A 21,527-nucleotide genomic window follows, 5' to 3' on the forward strand; every position below is an offset into this window, starting at 1 on the left:
ATCCTGACGACGCTGCAAGATAAGCCCGTAGTTATTGATATGAAAACGTTATTGTCGAACGCGCGCGAACCGTTCCAGGTTGCACGGCTGCTGCTGTTTGCACATATCTCACTGTAAACGGAATAATATGGTTGGTCGGAGGCGAAGTGGCATTGCCACCGACAAACCATTGGTTATTGTTGCCTGCCACCCGCGAGTCCGCTCCATATGAGACCACGTGCGCCCTGTCTGTTGCGCTGATTTGAAGGCCAACCCCCGTAGCTGTTGAGCCTTGAGCAAGCGTCAAAATATTGCTCGTGTTAGCCGGGGAGTTGGCATCTGTCATGGTTGCATGCAGGGCAACGCCAGCAGGGCAGTTTACGCCAATCGTAAAACCTTGTGAGCCGGCGGTGGAACCTACGCCTTGCAAACTGCTCGCGGAAACAGTGGGCAGCACTACCTGCTGATTCTGATCGTTAGCAAGCACCGAGCAGGTTCCACCGGTGACGGTCACCCTGGTTGCGCTATAGGTTGAGGCGCGATTTATAAAGAATACTTCTGCACCATTGGAAATTACGCGCCATTGCACACTTACAACGTGCCGTCCGGGAAGCGTATAAACGCCAGGGTTTAACGGCCCCGTAGCAACATACTTGATCTGAACGCGGACAAAATTAGCATCATGCGCGTTCCGAAAAACATCCTGCTCAAAGGTAATGCCAATGTTGTTTGGACCTAATAAGCGCATGTAATATCCAATATTATTGATACCGGTTGGATACACATCGTAGTTTTCCCCCCCATCATTTATGATCAATCCCGATGGCACCCGAAATAGGCTCGCCCTTCTCAAAACTACAGTATTGGCGGGGCACGCCCTACCGCTATATCCCTGGTCGATCACGTTAGACCATTGACCTAATATTGATCCTCTATCTGTCACCCCAGACCTTACAGTCATCCACGGAACAAAAAGTGAATTCCCGCGTTCGAAAAATCCGCATGCTAACACCGAACTTTGAGCGCTAATTTCAATTGTCAGCTCTATCAAAAAAACAAGCACTATTGAATTGATCGATTTTATCTTTAATATTTTCATCACAACACACCTATTGATGCTTCTCTGATTGCAGGCTGGCATAATGGACCTACCTCTACGCATTCACTCATTAAGTTGTTTTTTGCCACCAATACAATCCGATCGCTCCGCTCTTCAGGAAAATCCCCCAAAACTAGGCCCTATGCACGACACGGCAAATCGATCCGCGCCAGTTCCGCATTCGCATGTTCCTTCTCCCTCGGCTTGAGGTGATAAGTCATACTGCACCGACTTGACTCCTTGCCATGGGTGCTGACCCATAACCTGCCCTGGTCGCTGCCGAGGCGGGCGAATATCTGCCCGCCCTGCCCGACCACACCCACTGTGCGACCGTCCGAATCGTAGACATTGGCCCCGAAAGGCAAAGGCTTGCCATCGGGCTGCCGGGCATTGATCAGTAACGCGCGACCCGTGACGGTCTTGAAGCGGGCCATGACCACTGAGCCACTGCGCGGTACCACTTCCTGACTGGTGCTTTGCAATTCAACGTCATCGGAAAGACCCTTGGGATCGATTCCCAGGCTGTTTACCCGGTAAGGCGTCAAATACGATACGATTGCCTGGCCATTGCGGTCGAGTTTCACGCCCGCAGCATTGCCCAACGTCGCACCAGCCGCATCAGGGGCATGAACGATGGCAATGGTGTCACCCAACGGTTGACCGAAGGTAATACCAGCCGGATGGACGACCACCGAGCCACTCCCCCCCAGTGAGACCTGCTGGAAGTCGCTACCCTTACTGAGCGAAGCACTCAGATCAGCCGCCGACGTTCGGAGCTGGACGTTAGCGCTGGTGCTACTTGAATTCTTACCGCTGCTTGGACGATTGTTGCTGGCCGAAATGCCATAGCTCAGGCTGTGGTCTTCGCCGCTGGTTCCACTCAAAGTACTTTGCACGTCGGCACTGCCGTCGCTGTTGGAGCTGGCACTGGCACTCAGATGGGCACGATTTGTGCTTCTGGCCGATCCCAGGGGCATGCTAAAACTGACCATGTATTGGGTGGAGTTCTCTCCATACATATCCTGAGTGCGCGAGGCGCTGACACCCGCAGTGCCCCAGCTGAAAGTCTGGTTGTAACCTGACTGAAACTGCTTGTCGCTTCCCGGACTGTTCCAATAATTCTGCACCGAGGCATTGAGATACAGGTGCGAGCTATTGTTGATGCGCTGGCTGACGTTCAGTTGCGCTCTGCTGCGAGCATGACGGAAGGTGTCCGGGTTGCTGTCGCCACTTTGTTGAAATTGGTCGCGGGCAACAAGTGCATCGCGCATACCGAAATAGCCTTCAGTGGAATACCGATACGCGGCCAAGGTGAAATTGGTGCCTGTGTTTTGCAGTATTTTATTGTAAGTGACACGCGCCGATTGACCGGTGAAGGCTTTGCCCGCCAAGTCGGTTTTCGAGGCGGTAATGTCTGCGCCTAGCGCACCGTATTCGCTGTTCAACACACCACCTAGCAGAGCAGCACCATAGCCCTCGGAGGCGGACATGCCGGCATAGCCGGTCACCAGATTGCTAAGGCCTCGCTGGTAGGTGGCCTGGGCGACGGTGGGCGAGCTACCGTACGACAGGTTGCGCGCCTGGCCAACAGTTGCCGTGTAGCGTGAAGTACCTTCGCGCAGGGAACGACTGACCGACGAGAACGGCACGATAAACTGCTTTTCCTGCCCATCGGCTTCAGTTACTGTGACTTCCAGATCACCGCTTTGGCTGGCAGGGTTCAAATCAGTGATTTCAAAGGCACCGGGGGCGACTGAGGTCTGCTGGATGATGAAACCATTATGACGCACTGTGACCCGCGCATTGGTGGCGGCCACGCCACGAACAACGGGGGCATAGCCACGTAGCGAGTCGGGCAGCATACGATCGTCAGTGGCCAGCTGCACTCCACGTGTCGCAACCGAATCGAACATCTCGCCATCGGTGAACACATCACCCACCGTCAATTCCGAGCTGAGGGAATCGATATCCCGCTGCGCGTAGCGGGTAACAACCTGGTAGGCCTTGCCAGTTTCGTTGTTCCAGTTCAGCGCCGAACGTTGGCGCAAACGCCAAATGCCCAGATTGATGCCGGCATTGAAATCGGCATATGCGGTATTGCTCTGACCGCCCTGACCACTGCTTTGGTAAGCGTTGACACTGTAGTTGACGAACGCGGCGTTAACCCCCCTTTCCCAGCGCTGTGGGCTGACATAGCCGCGTGGACGGATGAGCATTGCGACTTGCGGTACGCTTAACTCAAGCCGTTGATCGGCACTGTCGTAGCGATAGGTCGCATCGGCGATGAGGCCGAACAGATCCTTGGAGGTCGCTTCAGCACCTGCGCTCGCTTGTAATTTGTCGGTATCAACACCGAGTTGATCCAGCAGCTCCAATGGCAGTTCAGGCTTAGCCTGGTGCGGTGTCACACCAGGAATAAACACAACATCGAAGCGTCCTGCTGATACACCATTGATACTGAGGTCAACACTGTAGGTACCTGTTTCGACAGGGTTTCCTCGACTGTAGCGCTCGACATCAAGCGAACCGGCGCTCGCGCCCATCAACATGCCGCTATCAAAGTTGGCGAATTCGCTTGAGGGGCCGTCGAACTCTTTCGCCCGGACAGTGGAGGTCAGGCCAAAGCTGTCAATCAGGGTCGCAACTGCAAGTGACTTTAAACAAAAAAGATTAAAGCAGCGAGTAACACTGAAATTGTTTCCACGCCTATTGAGGTGACACCCTTCCCAGTTTTTGACTTGCAACGTCATTCAAACCACCACAGCCCCAAGGCTCTTTCTTGCACCAACGAGGAAACGTCACGAAGACAAAAGCCTCAATGATTACTTGAATACACAAGAGAGTTCTTCAGGCTTGGACAGCCTTACACACAACAAACAGCTAACGACAAGAGCATGTCGCTCGACTACCGCACGCAACTATTGAGAAATCTCTCTATAATGAAATAGGGAGCTCAAATTTACTGGTACCACCAAAATCATTTATCACGCCCCCTTCAATCCGGCTGCTGCCCGATGGGGAATAGCTGCCCTTGAGTGGCAAGGTCTTGCGCTCGCCCGGCGCGAACATACTGTTTGCCAAGTTCAATTCAGCACTGGCATCGCCCACTTTGAGCGAGTTCAATGTTAGAAAATAGGGTGTTGTATTAACCCCTTCAAGGGCCCAACCGCCAGCGCTACTCTTCAGCCGCCATTGGATTTTATGGGCAGCCTGCGCCACATCTTCTTTCAAGCCAGCCGGACGATAGAAGAGCTTGATCCGGCTGCGAAAAGCAATGCTGAGCTTGTTTTGCCCATCCTCGGCAGACGGTGGAACTTCCAGTACATTCAGCCAGAATAATGATTCCTTATCCTGTGGCAGCATTTGCTGACCAGTCAGGCGTACCCGCAGGGTCTGCCCCTGGCCGGCATTGACCCGGGCAATGGGAGGGGTCAGGACAAACGGCGCCGTGGAAGTATCCGGTCCGCTGTGCTTATCACTGCCATCAATCCAGGACTGCACCAGAAGAGGAACCTTCCCGGTATTATCGAGCTTGACGCTGACTTCCTTCTGGTCGGAGGGATAGATCACCCGGGTACCGTTGATCACGATGGCCGCATGGGCTTGAGCAATAAAAAGGCTGCTTAGAAGGATCAATCCAGACAGCAACAACCGAGGAAACTTAAAGGGTCGCATCGCTTATCTCCTAGCGCTTATAAATGGTTGCTGGCAGCTGGGGGGCCATAGCGACCCACCGGCAAATGGCTTAAAAATAGACGATGGAGTAGGCTACGCTGGAACTCACAGTACCCGCGACAGGTTGGGCGATTCGGCGGTATTTGACGGTGTAAGGCAGCGTAAGGCCGCCGCCAGCTATGCTTGCGATAGCGAGGGCGGGAGCTTGACCAATCACAAGCGGGGTGGTGCTGGTCCCTTGGTGGATCAGTAGCTCTACACCAGATCCACTGCCAGTGGTGCTCAAGGCCCCCTGAGTAGTGACGAGAGCGCCCGATTCGAAATGTACCGCCGCACCATTGGTAGCGCCTCCGCAGCCGCTCAGCACGACGTTAAAACTGGTGTCGCCAGTTGTATTGCCGTTAGCGGTCAGCTGATCCAATCGGGCGGCTGGCAAGATCACAGTAGGATTAAGACCGCCACCGTTGATATTGATGGTACAGGTAGTAGCAGTAATTGAGCCGTTGAAGGTGATGTTGCCATCAGCAGCTTGGGCCGGCAAAATAATTACAGCACCCAAAACAGTAGTAACAGCAGTAGCTAGCCGCGCTTTTAATTTCATGGATATACCATATATAAGTTGAATTGACAGACTTGTTTTTACACAATCTGAACATCCCCCCAAAAACAAAGAACCTGAACATACTTTAAACGCGCACCTGAGCACTCATCAGTGAATCACCGAACAACTCACCGCAACGTTACGGCGAGTTGAAGCATCGGAATTTCCACCCCTCAGAGGCGGTGCATAGTGGTTTCTGCTTGGAAGCGACAGATTCAGTTTCTAGGAGAGCAGTGCTGGCGTCTGCAAGAAAAGTCTTAAGCTGCACGGTAGAGCGCGCGCCACCTGAAGGGCAGCGCTTAGACCTGATCGAATGGCCAAAGCACGAACGGCCTGCCACCCGTGAAGATTGGCGCCCGATTCAGATCAACTTGTTGCGCCGGGCGAAGTCGGCAAGATCGACCACAGACTTGACACCCAGCTTGTCAATCAAGCGGGCTTTATAGCAGCTGACCGTCTTGCTGCTGAGCATGAGGTTTTCAGCAATCGCCTTGTTACTCATGCCTCTTGAAAGCTGCTGCAACACCGAAAGCTCGCGATCAGAGAGAGAGCTGATCATTTCCATTTCACCCATCAGCATGTCGCCTTTACGGGTAGAAACGTTGACTTCGTCGGGGTAATAAATTTCCCCTTTCATGACCGACTTGATGGCGTCGGAAACAGCGCCCAAGTCATCCGTCTTGGTTATAAATCCTGACGCCCCCGCCTTGATACAGCGCTGCGCGTAGTATTCCGACGCCAACGAGGTAAGGATAATAATTCTCGCTGGCAACTCGAGCCTTTTGATCCGGTCGATGACCGCAATTCCATCGAGCTTGGGCATCGTCACATCAAGGACGACAATATGTGGATTGTGCTGGCGAACAAGACTGATGGCCTCTACACCGTTTTCCGCCTCGGCCACCACGTCATGCCCCGCCTGAATCAGCACTGCACGCAACGCCAACCTAATGAGCGGATGGTCATCTACCACAAGAATTTTGTACGCCACGCCGCTAACCCTTGCTTTCTATAAGGTGATAGCGAGTGTACCATGGAGGCATTGAGATATCAGCCGCTTTAACCCGGGTTCTTATCAGTGTCTATAAATGCAAGAGTCTGGCAGCGGGCAGCGGGCAGCGGGCAGCGGCAAGGAAAAAGCATGAAGTATGTTTGGATATTAGTTCTTTCCTGCGTTGTATTTAATTATGCCTCAGCCAACAATAACCCGGTGGTACTGAACGTTGTTGGTCGCTCGATTATTGAATCTGATCAGTTCTCTCTCAACCAAAGCGATACCCAGTGGCTGGCAAAGAAAGCCACCTTACGCATTGGCATATCCGACCCTGACTACCCTCCTCTCGATATCACGACCCATACAAAAGAATTCGAGGGCATTACCGCCGACTATTCCGCACTACTTGGGCAGCTTCTCAAAGTCCGGGTCGAGATAGTCAGCTTTCCAGACCGCACCACGCTGATTGAGGCGCTCAAGCGCCGCGACATTGACATGATCGGATCGGCCAACGCCTATGAAGCAGTGGATCCGCAGCTTATGCTCTCGGCGCCTTACATGCTCGACCAACCCACTATTATCACGCGTATTGAAGATGATGTCGCAACTGACGAGAGCCTGGCCGGCAAAAAAATTGCGATGCTTTACCATTACCTGCCTTTAGCGACCGTGCAGGGTTTTTATCCCCAAGCGCAGATCGTGCTCTACCCCTCCATACTCAATGCCATCGGTGCGGTCGCGTTCGGCGATGCTGACGTATATTTGGGCGATACGGTTACTGCCAATTACCTGATCAATAAAAGTTACCTGAGCACTGTTCAGATGACTGACTTCTCAAGGCTGGAAGCCAACAACTTCTCTTTTGCGCTGCTGCGCTCAAACGCGCAACTTAAACGCGTGGTCGACCAGGCGCTTGAAGCCATTCCCTCCAGCGAACGCATCGCCATTGTCCAGCGCTGGCAAGCAGGCGGTGTCAGTATTTCGGGGCGCAACACGATCAAGTTCAGTGTTGAAGAACAAGAATGGCTGACCCAGCATGGCCAGTTGAAAGTCTTGTTCAACGAAGACTACTTGCCCTTCTCCTTCGTCGATGAAAATGGTCAGTCCAGGGGATTGACGGTTGATGTACTGAAGAAGATCAGCCAGAGAACCGGCCTGCGCTTTGAAACTGGCCGCGGATCCTCGGTCAACCAAATGATTGCCGAGCTCAACGCCGGCAGGTTCGATATTGTCGCTTCGCTGACACGAAGCCCAGACCGGGAAAAGCTGGTCAACTTCAGTCGCCCGTATCTGGCAACACCGCTGGTGCTCGTGACACGCACCAGATCCGACGCGCCTCATAACCTTGAAGACCTGGCAGGCAAGAAACTGGCCGTGGTCTATGGCAACGTCAACTTGTCGCTGCTTGCACGTAAATATCCGCACGTACAGCTTGTGCCGGCCAACAATCTAAATGAAGCATTCGCCATGGTCGTTCAAGGAAAAGCGGATGCAACCCTCAGTTCGTTGATCAGTGCGCGTTACATCATCGCCAGGACCTACCCGGACGCACTCAAGATAGCCTCGACCACCGGTACCAAAGCAGGCCAGGTCGCCTTCGCGGTCAGCAAAGAAGCCCCCGAGCTGTTGTCGATACTCAATAAATCATTGCTGAGTATCTCACCCGAGGAAATGGATGAGATCACCAATCGGTGGCGCCGTGCGGTTGTCGTCGAAGACAGCTATTGGACCAGACACCGTGAAACCATCATTCAGGGCCTGGTTGCAGCCGCACTGCTACTGCTTGGCATCTTCGTGTGGATCACTTCGTTGAAACGCGAAGTGTCCAAGCGCAAACTCGCCGAGCGCGCACTCAACGACAAACTGGAGTTCGAGCGCGTGTTACTCAACGGCACCCCGCACCCTATCTATGCCAGGGACCGCGATGCGCGTTTGTTACTGTGCAATAAAGCCTACCTCGATACCTTCGGCGTCAGCGACGGTGCTCCCCTGGAGGGCACGACCGTCGAACAAAGCCAGCTACTCGATTCAGCCCAAGCAGCGCAATACCATCAAAGTTTGTTTGAGGTGATGGCCTCTGGCGAGCCCAAATTCGAAGATCGCCTGCTCAGTCTTCCCTCTGGTGAAACACTCACTATCTATCACTGGATGCTGCCCTATCGGGCAAGCGACGGCACCGTCAAAGGACTGATTGGTGGGTGGCTCGATGTGAGTGAACGTCAGGACCTTATCCAACAACTGCACGCCGCCAAGAATGACGCCGATAACGCCAGCCGGGCGAAAACGACCTTCCTTGCCACCATGAGCCATGAAATCCGCACACCTCTGAATGCGGTGATTGGGATGCTGGAAATGGCGTCAAAAACCGCCGAGCAAGGCGTTTTTGACCGGGCAGCCATCGATATCGCCTCGGAAGCCGCACAAGGACTGCTCGATCTGATCGGCGACATACTTGATATCGCGCGCATTGAGGCGGGACAACTCAGCCTGACCCCCCAGCAGGCAAACCTGCGCGACCTGTTGATGTCGATCGTGCGTATTTTCGATGGCCCGGCAACACAGAAATCACTACAGCTGGTCACTCATATCGACCCTTCGGTCGACCAGCTTGTACTCATCGACCCCGCGAGCTTCAAGCAAGTGTTGGCCAACCTGCTAAGCAACGCAATCAAGTTCACCCCCCAAGGCTCGGTCAACCTTTCGGCAAGCGCGACCCTTCATCCCACAGAACGAACCTTGAGCCTGGAAGTCAAGGTCGAGGACAGCGGCATTGGTATTTCTGTCGCCGACCAACAACGCCTGTTCAGGCCTTTCTCCCAGGTTAAGAACGCTCAACAGCTGTCTGACAGCGGTTCGGGTCTTGGCCTGGTCATCAGCCGGGCATTAGTAGAAATGATGGGGGGAGCACTCGAGCTGATCAGCCAGGAAGGTGTGGGCACCCTGATCACAGTCAGGATCGATCTGCCGCTTCAGAACGCTCTCCATATCGAAGCTTTGGCCTCGCAACAGCAGACGCCAGAAGCACTGGCTGCCGATTGCCCGCTGAACATCCTGATTGTCGATGACTACATGGCCAATCGTATCCTGCTTATCCGCCAACTGAGTTACCTGGGCCATCATGTCAGCGAAGCCAGCGATGGTGTCGAAGCACTGAAGCTATGGCACGAAGCTCCCTTCGATGTGATCATCACCGACTGCAATATGCCCAACATGGACGGGTATGAACTGGCACGAAACATACGTCAGCAGGAACAGCAAAGAAACGAACCTGGCTGCCTGCTGCTGGGCTTCACTGCCAACGCAGTGCCTGAGGAACGGCAAAATTGCCTGGATGCCGGGATGGATGACTGCCTGTTCAAACCCATCAGCCTGAGCACCCTGAGCAACAGATTGCTGGCGCTCTGCAACGAGTATAACGATGGGTTCAATGATGGCGAATTGTCAGGTGATCAACTTCACGCCCACCTGATGCGCTTGGCTGTTGCAGACGAGACGGCGATGCAAGCCCTCTGGTCAGAGCTGGAGCGCAGTACCGCGAACAACCTGCTTGAACTGCAAAAGTTACTCGATCAGCGTGACACCAAAGGAATGGCCAGCCTCGCCCATCAGATCAAGGGCAGTGCACTGATACTGAAATATGAAGCGCTCAATATCAGTTGCACCAGTATGGAAATAGCCTGCCGAGACAACGTGGATACCGAGACGCTGACGGTCACGGCAGGCGTAGTCTCCAGCTGCATGCAAAGCCTGTTGGTTTGGTTGCAAGAGGGGAAGGTGTCAACCAAAGATCAGTAGAAGTGGGCATGCCCCGCGAGAAGACCCTGAGTGCCTGCATATCGCACGACTATGCAAAAAGCCCCTGCGCTATTTCCCACGGAGTATCATGCACCAGGGCATAGGCCTTGCGGTCTCCAATAAGCTGTGCAGCGCATTGATGTGCTTGAGCGAGAACTGCAGGACGGTGCCGCACGTTGTGACCATCACTTGCCAGTACGTGCACGACTCCTTGCTCCAGCAAGTCACGGGCAACTGACTGAACCTGCTGACCAAAATACCCTGTCAGGGAGGCTCCGGTCACCTGCAACAAACACCCTCGTGCAACAAACGGCCTGAGCTTCGCCGGATTTCGCATCACAGCCTTGTTGCGCTCAGGGTGCGCGATCATCGCAACGATGCCATGAGCCAACAGCCAATCGATCAGATGCTCTGCGGCATACGGGATTTGTCCATGGGGAAACTCAAGCAGGACCACCCTCCTACCTTCCCACTCTCCCATAAAGGACAATGATTGCGACTCAATTGCTGCCGGCAGGTGGTCGCCGAATCGTACTTCTGCGGCAGCGGCAATGCGCAAGGCAATGTCGGCTTCAAACAGTGCAACTTTCATTCGAGCACACGCGACTTGAATTCCTGAGACGCTGTTGTCGTGGCGCCCGGGGTGCATATGAGGTGTGCATACGATTGTTTTTATACCGTCTGCCACCGCCATGCGCGCCAGATCCAGCGCGGCTTCAAGGTCAATCGAGCCATCATCCAGACCCGGGAGCATGTGATTATGTAGGTCGATCATCAGGTGGGGCTGTCGCTATAGCTGTAGTAGTCGTAGTAACCGTCGTAACGGCCACCCCTGGAACCCGCTGCCGTAACATCGACCTGGTTGAGCACAATGCCTTTGACCGGTGCACTGCCTTGTAACAACTGGCCAATTCCTTTGTGGACGAGAGGTACCGCGGTCGCATAGGACTTGACGACATAAAGTACAAAGTCCGCCAGTGTGGACATCAACAGCGCATCGCTGACGGCGAGGCATGGCGGAGTATCAATAACAATGCGTTGATAGCGTTCACTCAGTTGTTCCAGTAGCTGGGAAAACAAGGGAGACGCCAGCAGCTCCTGCGGGTTAGGTGGTACGGTGCCCGCTGCCAATACATCCACCCCGTCAGCCTGCTGAATGCAATCGTCCAGAGAAGCAGTGCCGGCGAGCAAGTTAGCCAGCCCCGGCGAACCAATGGGCAACTGAAAATGCTTCGCTAGCATGGGACGGCGCAAGTCTGCATCAATCAGCAATACTTTCTCCATCTGCCCCAGGGCGCATGCAAGGTTAGTAGACACAGTGCTCTTGCCTTCGCCAGGTATGGATGACGTGACCAGTAGAACCTTGTGTGGTTGCTTGAGATCGCCAAGCACGATGCCGGTACGCATTGTCCGAATAGACTCGCTGAAGCGCCGATCCAGCTCTCGACTGTAAAGTTGCCACAACTCGCAGCCAAGCTTTGTGGACACCCGCGGAGCAACGCCGAGTACCGGAATGTTCAACTGCTCTTCGACCTGATCCGCACTTTTGAAGGTGTTGTTCAATGCCTCGAACAATAGTGTCAATGCGGCCGCCAGGATGAGGCACAACATTGCGGTGAGGGTCACGACCAGGACTTTACGTTGCCCCACTGGCATCGTCGGTACGATCGCTGGGTCCACGATACGCACGCTGACGATATCCAGGTCGGAAGTGGCCGCAGTTTCTTTCAAACGATTGGCGAAGGCGTTATACAGCGAGAGATTGGCGTCCACCTCACTCTTTAGCTCACGCAATTTGAATTCCTTGCGAGAGACGCTCTGTTGCTGTGACTGAACGCGGTTGAATGACGCTTGCAGGGTCTTTTGATTGGCAACCGCAAGCTGGTAGTTACGCTCGATACCTGCTACCACTTGCACGATCTGCCCGTGCAGGCTGGCGGAGGCCGCATTCAATTCGGCGCGCACAGCTTCCATCTGCGGATGTTGCGCTCCGTAGCGCTTGGAACGCTCCTCAACCTTGGCCCGCGCCTTGGTCTCATCTGCCTTTAGTTGCTGAATCAGTGGATGACCGAGCACTGCCGGAACAGCTGCCAGCTTTTCCCAGTTGCCACGATTGGCCTGAACCTGGCGATATTGGCTTTCGGCTTCCGCATACTTGAGCCGGGCATCGATCAACCGGTCACCGGTGCGCGCCAGTTCCGTCGCGCTGATCGTCGACACACCACCTACATCGACCAAATTCTCCGCCTCCCGATAACGCTGCAGACGTTCTTCCGAGACTTTAAGTTGCTCGCGTAGGCTCACCAACCGGCCATTCATCCAGGCGCTGGCCCCGGCAGAGACTTCCACAGCCGCCTCCATTTGGCTCTCGATCAATTCCTTGGCCAAGGCGTTGGCAGCTTTTGCCGCCATTTGCGGGTCGCTCATTTCGACCTGCACCTTCACCAGCGTGCTGTTGCCTTGGCGTATAACCTTGATGCGAGTCATGAATGCCCGCGTCACTTCATCAAACCGAAGTACCTCAAGCTCTTCAGGTGTAGGTGGCTCAAGCGCTGCTCCGCTCGGAACAAGTTTGCGAATGTCGAGCGCACTGAGCAGTTTCTTCAGCAAGGCAAATGTCCCCTCCTGTTCCTTCGCGAAAAACTCGGGATGGGCGACCAGGTTCAGCTGACGAACCACGCGTTCGGCCAAAGCCCGGGACTTGAAGAGTTCAAGCTGGGTGGGCAGGTATTCGCTACTTACGGTATCCCTGCCGTAAACATGTTCGATCGAGCCAACCGATGAAGGCTTACCCTCGATCAGAACGGTTGTCTCAGCCCTATAGGTCGGTGTAACCGTCAATAGGGAAAGTCCGACCAAAAGGCTGGGCAGCATCGAAAAACCAATAATGGCCCACTTACGCCGCCAGAGAGCTTTCCAGAGCTTGAGTAGATCAATCTCATCAGACATTTCAAGACCCGGGGGATTCGGCTTGCGTGAAAGAAGGTTACTTTGCATATAAATCTCACCTTGAAACTTGCTTAATACTGAAGACGAAAACACGCGCTGTTACCGTGATTACTAAAAGACCCCCCAAGCAATGGTGACGGCGTCTCCCGGCAAAAGTGGTGAGTCGAACGAGCCTTTATGCGTTTGCGTGACCGAGCCCTGATCTCGACCGATGGTCATTCGGCTTTCAGAGCCACGCTTGGTCAGGCCGCCCGCGAGGGCGACAGCACGCCTCAGTGTCAGCCCAGCCTGATAGGGGTAAACGCCCGGGCTGCGCACTTCGCCGCTGATAAAAAACTGCTGGTAGCGCGGCACACTAACCGACACCCTTGGGTCGACCAGGTAGTCACCACGCAATTTGTCGGCAATCAGCTGCTCGATCTGCGCTGCAGTCTTGCCCTGCGCATTGAGATCCCCAATAAAGGGATAAGTAAAACTGCCCGCGTCAGTTAATCGAAGATCATTAAAGCTCAGGTCCTGCTCACCCACTACATCGATACGTATAACATCACCTGAAGACAACCTGTATTGGGAGCTCCCTTGAGCCAATATCAAAGGGCTCTTGAAAAATAGCAGCCCGATCAGGACATAAAAAACATCGACAGCTTCATAAACTTAAACACTCTTGAAAGACTAACCGCTGATGAGTAGTAACATCGCGCACTCATCTTGAAAGGCCTCAGATGATGGGGGCTAAATTGCTCTCAGCGACCAGAAGCATTCAATTACCCCATGGCCAATTGCGCAAAAGCAATGCCATTACTTTGTTTCTCATAATGAAAGTTGAACCGCTGAATACTTGAGAATATGGTTAACCCCAAGAGAGGAAAATTACATACTCAGTTTCCACGCACGCGGTGTTTGTGTCTGCAAGAAAAATCCTAACCTGCACGGACGAGCGTTTGGACTAGTGTTTGATGCCCTACGCATGCTTACACTGCCTTAACTAGGCCACCGAGATTGGTGCGCTCTTCAATCCAACACAACAGGTCGACCTCACTCATGGGGCGCGCAATGAAATACCCCTGTACGGTTAGCCCCCCCAATTCCTGCAAGGCTCGATATTCACACGCTGTTTCCACACCTTCGACCACCACGCTCAAGGCCATTTTTTGCGCCATAAACAGAGCCCCGGCGACCACTGAGGCCTTGCGTCCATCGTCGCCAATGCCACGCACGAACTCTGCGGGAATTTTCAACTCGGAAAATGGTAGTTGCAGTAAACGCTGAATGTTCGACGCGCCGGTGCCAAAGTCATCAATCGACAGATGGCAGCCCTGCATGCGTAAGCGCAATAGACCTTCCAGGTGTGCAGCCGTAGTCTGCAACGACGGGTTTTCGACAATCTCCAGCGTGAGCACGTTGGCAGGTAGCCCGAAGCGCCCCAACAACGCCAATACTTGCCGAGCAAAATCATCCCGCTCGATCATCGACGGTGGGATATTGACCGATACTGGCAGGCGTTCACCGCGCTCGCGCAGCACTCGCGAGGACAACGTCAATGCCAGTTCCAGCATCCGCCAGGTTAACGGTTCAATCAGTCCGGCACTCTCCACTGCGCCCATGAATTGACCGGGTGACATCAACCCATGGCTAGGATGTTGCCAACGGACCAACGCTTCCACACCTGCCAGCTGCCCCTCAAGACTGACTTTGGGCTGGTAATAGGCAACCCATTGCTCAAACATACCCGAGCGACTGATGCGCTGACCGGGAGCAAGCTGATGTAACTCTTCCAATGAAAACCGCTGTGATATCTGCTTCAGTGGCAGTGATTGAGCGTCTTGAGCAACAAGATTCTGATAAGTCTCCAGCAACTGGCACAACGTTTCAAGCGACATGGGTTTGCACAAACTACCAAGCACAAAAATCCCCTGTGATCGGGCGCAATGGGCCGCACCATCAAGTATGCTTTGGTCATTGCAACTCAGGATGATTAGCGCACGAGCTAAGCGGTATTTGGCCAAAAACCGTATCATGTCGAGGCCATCCTGGCCGTCCATCTGCAAATCGCAAATGGCAATATCGACCCCTCCTCGATTGGCTAGTGCTTGCTGGGCGACCTCCACACTGTCCGCCGTCAGCACATTGAAGACCTGAATGGCATTTAGCATCTTGTGCAAGGCCATCAACTGGAAAGCGTTATCTTCAAGAACCAGCACATTAAGTGAGCGCAACGCAACACCTCTATAATTTAAGTGGTTTTATTCAAGGCCAACTTATTCGCTCAGCGAAAGTTACCCGCGCCGGGGGAATACGCCACGGCTTATACTTAGCACTAAATATAGCTAGGTTCGGGCCGCTGTTATCTCCAAGAGTGCGATTATCACCTACTCGAACCGCCTTGAAATGCAAGAATTTTCTTAATCTCCAGCAATCTAATTTTTTCTGCTCAGCTTGCCCCGTGAGACATTTTAAGAAATTTCTTGCAGACAAAAAAAACACCGTGATTAAAACTGGCCAGGTTGCACCACGTTAAGCACCTTTATGCCCCCGGCCCTGGGGGCATTTTTTATCTTTTACTGAAAACATTCGTCGATGTCGTACCGCGACACCCGTATTAGTTATCTGTTCGATCTACCGTGCGCGCTTGCCGTGCCGAGCATATCGAGTTTAGGTGCTCTCAATGTCAATTCGTCCCAATATTCATCATTAAGACAACTAAATTGAAAAGCCTCCTCGCACTCTTGATATCCCTACTATCAATTTCCTACGAAACAGCCGAAGCATCGCTAACATGCAAATCTTTCTTTCATGTATCTGGACGGCCTCATCAATACGCTTACGCGGAGCGAGCAGAATATATTGGCGAAAAAAAAACCAGAGCCGACATCCCGTCATGTGATTTATTAAGGAGGGGCAGTGTTACAGCCAATATGGAGAAAGATGAAATCTTTTCCCTTCTGGCAATGACCATGGTCGAAAGAGACTGGCAAACAGGCGTTAACGGACGGGGCCACAATATAGGTTCGATTCTCGTTGACAACTCAAACAAGCCAGTATTTTGGGCAAGAAACACCATAAGAAAGGACGACGACGCCACGCAGCATGGAGAGGTTCGTCTGATGCAGGGCTTCTTAAAATGCCCGGGTGTGGGAAAGCACGTCAAAGGATATAGCGTCTATACAACACTAGAACCATGTGCCATGTGTGCGGGGATGCTCGCAATGACTCAAGTTGATCGTGTCATCTACCTACAACGAGATCCGGCCTATGGAGGTATTGGTGAGAGACTGAAGAGTAGCAAATACCCTAGAACTTATGAGGAAGATACGCCTAACCAGCTAACTCAAAAAAATAAACTTGATCATGCATTTGAGGTATTTCAAAAGGAAAACGACAGCATTACAGATTTTCTGCTTACGGATGAAGCTCATTGGATCTTCGTGTCGGCTGGACGTGCATTAGCAAAATATCAGATCTCACACCCTGAAAATGAGAAAATACTAAATTCAGCACGAGCCTATCTAGCAAAAATTACGAAAAAAGAACATGATGAGCAAGCTATGGAAGTCTGCCAGACTTTTAACGATTCACGGGCAAATTAGTGCTAACTTACTTTCACCATAGCTCAGGCTCTCAAGCTCCCGCCTGGAGACGTTGAGGGTTTGCTGAATACGCTCGTCTAACACGCCTTCGAATTGGCTTTTAATCTGCCCCATCGCTGTCAGCTTGCCAGGTGCTGGCCAAGGCTTTGCTGGATCCATCCCGAATGCTGGCATGGCATATGGAATTGGAAGAAGACTTCAAGGATGCACCTGCCACTTAGAACAGCCGGCCTAAGGAGTGGCAACAACTTATTTTCTGTTTGCTGTCGAGACCTTCCTGTTGTATTTAGGCGGTCCGCGCGCAGGCCTCGATGTCCAGACGAAGATGCAACGCAGATGCTCATGAACTGTTTTAAGTGAACATTGATTAATCTTGATGATAAAAAAACGCTCGTCTGTCGCAGGGTTAAACGTCCATGAACATATGACATCGCCCACTTGTTAAATTCAGTGTCAGGATGGAACTAGGGGTTTGATAAATAGTTCCACTCACTCAGTCCTTGATCGATTTGGGTATCGCAATACGGCTACTGGTCTTGACCTCGCGCAAAGCCAGACTGGACTGAATGGAGGCAATACCCACCTGACGCCTGAGCACCTGCTCTATAAAGTCACTGTAGCTATCAAGGTCCTCTGCCAACACTTGCAGTACGTAATCGGCATCCCCGGTGATCTTGTGGCAGGATAACACTTCAGGTAATTGAGCAATCACGGCCTCGAAGGCGTCCGGAGCGTGATCGGCATGGGTGGAAAAACGGATGTGCACGAACGCCATGATGTCCAGCCCCAGCATTCGTCGATCCAGGTTTGCCTGATAGCCCTTGATCACGCCCGCCTCCTCCATCCTCTTACGCCGTCGCCAGCAAGGCGTCAGGCTTAACGACAGGCGTTCACTGAGCTCGGCATTCGAAATGCTCGCGTCCTCCTGCAGCAACGCGAGAATCGCCAGGTCGGTGTCGTCGAGACTGATGCGCTTGGATGATTTTTTCTGCATTACGCCATTCCTGAGTAGAAATTCCCGATAAATCTACTAAACAACGAATAAAAAGCAAAGAAAGCGCACCGCAGCCGGAAGAGAATATTTGTACTGGCTCACATCAACGGATGCGCACAATGTTTACAGTTTTCAGTGATTCCCACCGTTTTCACCACGGCACCGAATTGAAAGATGGCGTGCTCAAGCCGTCGTTCGAACAACCCAGCCGGGCCGATACCGTCCATCATCGGGTCAAACAGGTAGGGCTAGGCCAGGTCATCGAACCGCGAGTATTTGACAGGGCGTGCTATGTCAACGCACACAGCGAGCGCTATGTAGCCTTTCTGGAAAACGCCTGGTCTGAATGGTGCGCAACCGGACGCACCCACGATGCCTTGCCGCTGGTATGGCCGGTGCGTGATCTGGCCAACGAGCAAGTACCGACTTTCATTGATGGCAAGCTCGGTTTCTTCGCCATGGACGCCGGCTCCCCGATTACCGCGACCACATGGCAAGCCGTAAAAACCAGCGCCGATATTGCCCTCACCGGCCTGGCGCTGATCGATGAAGGCCACGACAGTGCCTTTGCCTTGTGCCGACCACCCGGCCATCACGCAGCTCGCGAATACATGGGCGGCTATTGCTATCTCAATAACGCCGCCATTGCCGCTCAACAGGCTATTACCCGAGGCGCCAAACGGGTCGCGGTACTGGACGTCGACTTCCATCATGGCAATGGCACCCAAAACATATTCTACGAGCGCAGTGACGTCATGTTTGTTTCGCTGCACGGCGAACCGGCAGTGTCCTATCCGTACTACTCAGGCTTCAGCCACGAAGTCGGCGCCGGCTACGGCGAAGGGTACAACCTCAACTACCCGCTGCCGAAAAACACGACATGGGAAAGTTACCGCAACGCCCTGCTCCACGCCTGCCGGAAACTCCAGCAATTCGCCCCTGAAGTGCTGGTTATTTCACTCGGCGTCGACACGTTCAAGGACGACCCCATCAGCCACTTCCTGCTGGAAAGCGACGATTTCATCGGCATCGGCGAGCTGATCGCGGGTGTGGCCTGCCCCACCCTGTTCGTGATGGAAGGCGGCTACATGGTCGATGAAATCGGAATCAATGCGGTCAACGTGCTGCATGGATTCGAGAGCAAACGCGCCTGAGCCCCCCGTGAATCGCAGTGCTTGAACTATTGAATCGGAGAATAAAATCATGACTCTTTTTATAGACGTCGATCATGCCGCACGCCTGTTCGCCAAGGTGGGAATCCGCCGGGCCATCCGCCAAATGGCGGCTTACATCGAAACTGACTATTCACGCTGGGCGCAGTTTGATAAGTCGCCGCGCACCGCCAATCATTCCGCCGACGGTGTGATCGAGTTGATGCCCACCGACGATGGCCAACAGTATTCCTTCAAATACGTGAATGGCCATCCGGACAATGGTCAAAGGGACTTGCTCACCGTCATGGCTTTCGGTGTTCTGGCCGATGTCCACAGCGGCTATCCAACGCTGCTCAGTGAACTGACGCTGACCACCGCCGTGCGCACCGCCGCGACCTCTGCCTTGGTCGCGAAATCCCTGGCGCGCCCGGATGCAAGCATCATGGCAATCATCGGCAATGGCGCGCAGAGCGAATTTCAGGCCCTTGCCTTCCATGAAATGCTTTCCATAAAGAAACTGCGCATTTTTGATATCGATCGCGATGCCTCGCTCAAGTTAAAGCACAACCTGTCCGCATTCCCGGATATTGAAGTGATCCTGGCCAGTTCGGTACACGAAGCGGTGAAGGGCGCGCACATCATCACCACTGTCACCGCAGACAAAGCCTATGCAACGATTCTGACGCCCGAAATGATCGAGCCCGGCATGCATATCAATGCCGTCGGCGGTGACTGCCCGGGGAAAACCGAACTGCACGCGCAGATCCTGCGCAATGCCCGGGTCATTGTTGAGTTTGAACCTCAGACCCGGATTGAAGGCGATATCCAGCAACTGGAGGCCGACTTCCCCGTCGTAGAGTTCTTCCGGATTGTTCAAGGTGAGGTGGCGGGCCGTGAGAACGACGCACAGGTCACTGTTTTCGACTCGGTGGGTTTTGCTCTCGAAGACTTTTCTTCATTGCGCTACGTGCACGACTTGGCACGCGAGCATGCCATCGGTGAGCGCATCCACCTGGTGCCGACGCCGGCCAACATAAAAAACCTCTATCAACTGCTCGAACAGCCTTGGGCCGTCGCTCCCTCGCGCCTGCGCACAGTCAGCTGATAGTCCACAGGTGATGCCCCGGAGCAAGGATTCAAGGGGCCCCGCCCCTTGATCGCAGGCGAGAACCCTGCCACCCGCAAACCCGTACCGTCATTAACCGTGACGTCTCTAACAAGAAACTACACACCCACTTTCTGCCAAAACTCAAAAACATAAAATTAAGAGGTTTTGTAATGAAAACGACTCCGTCCGGGCTGCCTGAACAGCCTGCGCTGCAGCGCACCCTCAGCAATCGTCACATTCAGTTAATGGCCATGGGAGGAGCCATCGGAACGGGTCTGTTCATGGGCTCTGGGAAGATCATCGCCCTCTCCGGCACATCGATCATTCTCATCTATATGATCATCGGCCTGTTCGTCTACTTCGTCATGCGCGCCATGGGCGAACTGTTGCTCTCCAACCTGAACTTCAAAAGCTTCGCGGATTTTGCCGGTGCCTACCTTGGCCCGCGTGCAGCTTTTTTTCTCGGCTGGTCGTACTGGCTGAGCTGGAGTGTCGCAGTGGTAGGCGATGCAGTCGTGGTCGGCGGATTTTTTCAGTACTGGTTCCCCCATGTACCTGCCTGGATTCCGGCCATCGGCATGCTACTGACGCTATTCGCCTTAAACGTGCTGACCGTCAGGCTTTTCGGTGAGGTGGAATTCTGGTTCGCGATCATCAAGATCATTGCGGTCGTCACTTTGATTGGCGTCAGCATGATGCTGATTGCCAGCTCATTTGTATCGCCCAATGGCGTCACCGCCTCCCTCAGCCACGTGCTGGATAAACAGGCAGCCTTCCCTAATGGCCTATTCGGCTTCTTCGCCGGGTTTCAGATGGCCATTTTCTCGTTTGCCGGCACCGAGCTGATCGGCACCGCAGCCGCCGAAACTCGATCCCCCGAAAAGACCCTGCCTAAAGCCATCAACTCGATTCCGCTGAGAATCATCCTGTTTTACGTACTGGCATTGATTTGCATTATTGCCGTGACGTCCTGGCAACAGGTTTCGCCCGTCAAAAGCCCTTTTGTCGAACTTTTTCTGGTGGCAGGTTTTCCCGCAGCCGCCGGCATCGTCAATTTTGTAGTACTGACATCCGCCGCTTCTTCGGCCAACAGTGGCGTATTTTCATCCAGTCGCATGCTGTTTGGACTGGCCAGTCAGGACAACGCGCCGGGGATTTTTCGACGACTGTCGAGTAATAGCGTGCCGCTGTTGAGCCTGGCATTCACCACGCTGTTGATGTTGGTGGGAGTACTGGTACTGTTTATCGTTCCGGAAGTCATGACAGCGTTCACCATCGTCTCTACCGTGTCGGCGATTCTGGTGATTTTCACTTGGTCGACCATCCTGGCGTCCTATATCGCCTATCGCAAAAAGCGCCCTGAACTGCATGCGAAATCTGCTTACAAGATGCCGGGAGGCCTACCGATGGCTTGGATTTCCTTGGCCTTCCTTGCCTTTGTGCTGTCGTTGCTTGCCCTTCGGCCCGATACCCGGCTTGCGCTTTGCGTAATGCCTGCATGGTTTATCTGGCTGGCCATCGCATACCAACTCTCTCATCACGGGAAGAGAAATTTGGTTAACCTTACGGCCAGACCAAATAACTGAAGTGCG

15 protein-coding genes are annotated in these 21,527 nt (G+C 53.5%); 5 read left to right on the forward strand and 10 right to left on the reverse strand.

Annotation, left to right across the window (positions count from 1 at the left end):
• Positions 1–31 precede the first annotated feature (31 nt).
• The 5 genes from AC3WTM_RS14605 to AC3WTM_RS14625 all read right to left on the reverse strand — a co-directional run bounded on the left by AC3WTM_RS14605 (position 32) and on the right by AC3WTM_RS14625 (position 6,345).
• Positions 32–1,078 (reverse strand): fimbrial protein, encoded by a 1,047-nt coding sequence (locus AC3WTM_RS14605; protein WP_158247441.1) that lies wholly within the window; start codon positions 1,076–1,078, stop codon positions 32–34.
• A 140-nt stretch (positions 1,079–1,218) separates the two neighbouring features.
• Positions 1,219–3,828: a fimbria/pilus outer membrane usher protein gene (locus tag AC3WTM_RS14610; RefSeq protein WP_102669657.1), complete on the reverse strand. Its 2,610-nt coding sequence runs from the start codon at positions 3,826–3,828 to the stop codon at positions 1,219–1,221.
• A 184-nt stretch (positions 3,829–4,012) separates the two neighbouring features.
• Positions 4,013–4,753: a fimbrial biogenesis chaperone gene (locus tag AC3WTM_RS14615; protein WP_102669656.1), complete on the reverse strand. Its 741-nt coding sequence runs from the start codon at positions 4,751–4,753 to the stop codon at positions 4,013–4,015.
• 70 nt (positions 4,754–4,823) lie between these two features.
• Complete coding sequence (locus tag AC3WTM_RS14620; protein ID WP_102669655.1) at positions 4,824–5,354, reverse strand: fimbrial protein; 531 nt, start codon at positions 5,352–5,354, stop codon at positions 4,824–4,826.
• 361 nt (positions 5,355–5,715) lie between these two features.
• Positions 5,716–6,345 carry a response regulator transcription factor gene (locus AC3WTM_RS14625; RefSeq protein ID WP_102669654.1) on the reverse strand — a complete coding sequence of 210 codons (630 nt, stop codon included), beginning with the start codon at positions 6,343–6,345 and terminating at the stop codon, positions 5,716–5,718.
• 150 nt (positions 6,346–6,495) lie between these two features.
• Between AC3WTM_RS14625 and AC3WTM_RS14630 the strand changes: the two genes are divergently transcribed.
• Positions 6,496–10,143 (forward strand): transporter substrate-binding domain-containing protein, encoded by a 3,648-nt coding sequence (locus tag AC3WTM_RS14630; protein WP_102669653.1) that lies wholly within the window; start codon positions 6,496–6,498, stop codon positions 10,141–10,143.
• Between the two features lie 49 nt (positions 10,144–10,192).
• Here AC3WTM_RS14630 and AC3WTM_RS14635 read toward each other — a convergent pair whose 3' ends face one another.
• From AC3WTM_RS14635 to AC3WTM_RS14650, 4 genes are all read right to left on the reverse strand, one after another.
• The gene (locus AC3WTM_RS14635) at positions 10,193–10,918 is read right to left on the reverse strand and encodes a tyrosine-protein phosphatase (RefSeq protein ID WP_102669652.1); all 726 of its coding nucleotides are present in this window, start codon (positions 10,916–10,918) and stop codon (positions 10,193–10,195) included.
• The gene (locus AC3WTM_RS14640) at positions 10,918–13,140 is read right to left on the reverse strand and encodes a GumC family protein (RefSeq protein WP_102669651.1); all 2,223 of its coding nucleotides are present in this window, start codon (positions 13,138–13,140) and stop codon (positions 10,918–10,920) included. Before AC3WTM_RS14640 ends, AC3WTM_RS14635 begins: the two co-directional genes overlap by 1 nt.
• 63 nt (positions 13,141–13,203) lie before the next feature.
• Positions 13,204–13,686: a polysaccharide biosynthesis/export family protein gene (locus AC3WTM_RS14645; protein ID WP_259334654.1), complete on the reverse strand. Its 483-nt coding sequence runs from the start codon at positions 13,684–13,686 to the stop codon at positions 13,204–13,206.
• A 377-nt stretch (positions 13,687–14,063) separates the two neighbouring features.
• A complete protein-coding gene (locus AC3WTM_RS14650; RefSeq protein WP_102669649.1) occupies positions 14,064–15,308 on the reverse strand; it encodes an EAL domain-containing response regulator in 1,245 nt (414 codons plus the stop codon).
• A 489-nt stretch (positions 15,309–15,797) separates the two neighbouring features.
• Between AC3WTM_RS14650 and AC3WTM_RS14655 the strand changes: the two genes are divergently transcribed.
• On the forward strand, positions 15,798–16,679 hold the full coding sequence (locus AC3WTM_RS14655; protein ID WP_146023694.1) for a nucleoside deaminase: 882 nt from the start codon (positions 15,798–15,800) through the stop codon (positions 16,677–16,679).
• Between the two features lie 493 nt (positions 16,680–17,172).
• Here AC3WTM_RS14655 and AC3WTM_RS14660 read toward each other — a convergent pair whose 3' ends face one another.
• Positions 17,173–17,673 (reverse strand): Lrp/AsnC family transcriptional regulator, encoded by a 501-nt coding sequence (locus tag AC3WTM_RS14660; RefSeq protein ID WP_102669647.1) that lies wholly within the window; start codon positions 17,671–17,673, stop codon positions 17,173–17,175.
• A gap of 119 nt (positions 17,674–17,792) precedes the next feature.
• On the opposite strand from AC3WTM_RS14660, the gene AC3WTM_RS14665 reads away from it, so the two are divergent.
• The 3 genes from AC3WTM_RS14665 (at position 17,793) to AC3WTM_RS14675 (ending at position 21,521) form a co-directional block, all read left to right on the forward strand.
• The gene (locus AC3WTM_RS14665; RefSeq protein WP_102669646.1) at positions 17,793–18,827 is read left to right on the forward strand and encodes a histone deacetylase family protein; all 1,035 of its coding nucleotides are present in this window, start codon (positions 17,793–17,795) and stop codon (positions 18,825–18,827) included.
• A 49-nt stretch (positions 18,828–18,876) separates the two neighbouring features.
• Positions 18,877–19,932 carry an ornithine cyclodeaminase gene (gene ocd / locus AC3WTM_RS14670; protein WP_102669645.1) on the forward strand — a complete coding sequence of 352 codons (1,056 nt, stop codon included), beginning with the start codon at positions 18,877–18,879 and terminating at the stop codon, positions 19,930–19,932.
• Between the two features lie 173 nt (positions 19,933–20,105).
• Positions 20,106–21,521: an amino acid permease gene (locus AC3WTM_RS14675; protein ID WP_102669644.1), complete on the forward strand. Its 1,416-nt coding sequence runs from the start codon at positions 20,106–20,108 to the stop codon at positions 21,519–21,521.
• Positions 21,522–21,527: the final 6 nt, after the last annotated feature.

The sequence above is a fragment of the Pseudomonas sp. EU05-FHT14B02 genome (assembly GCF_058791055.1).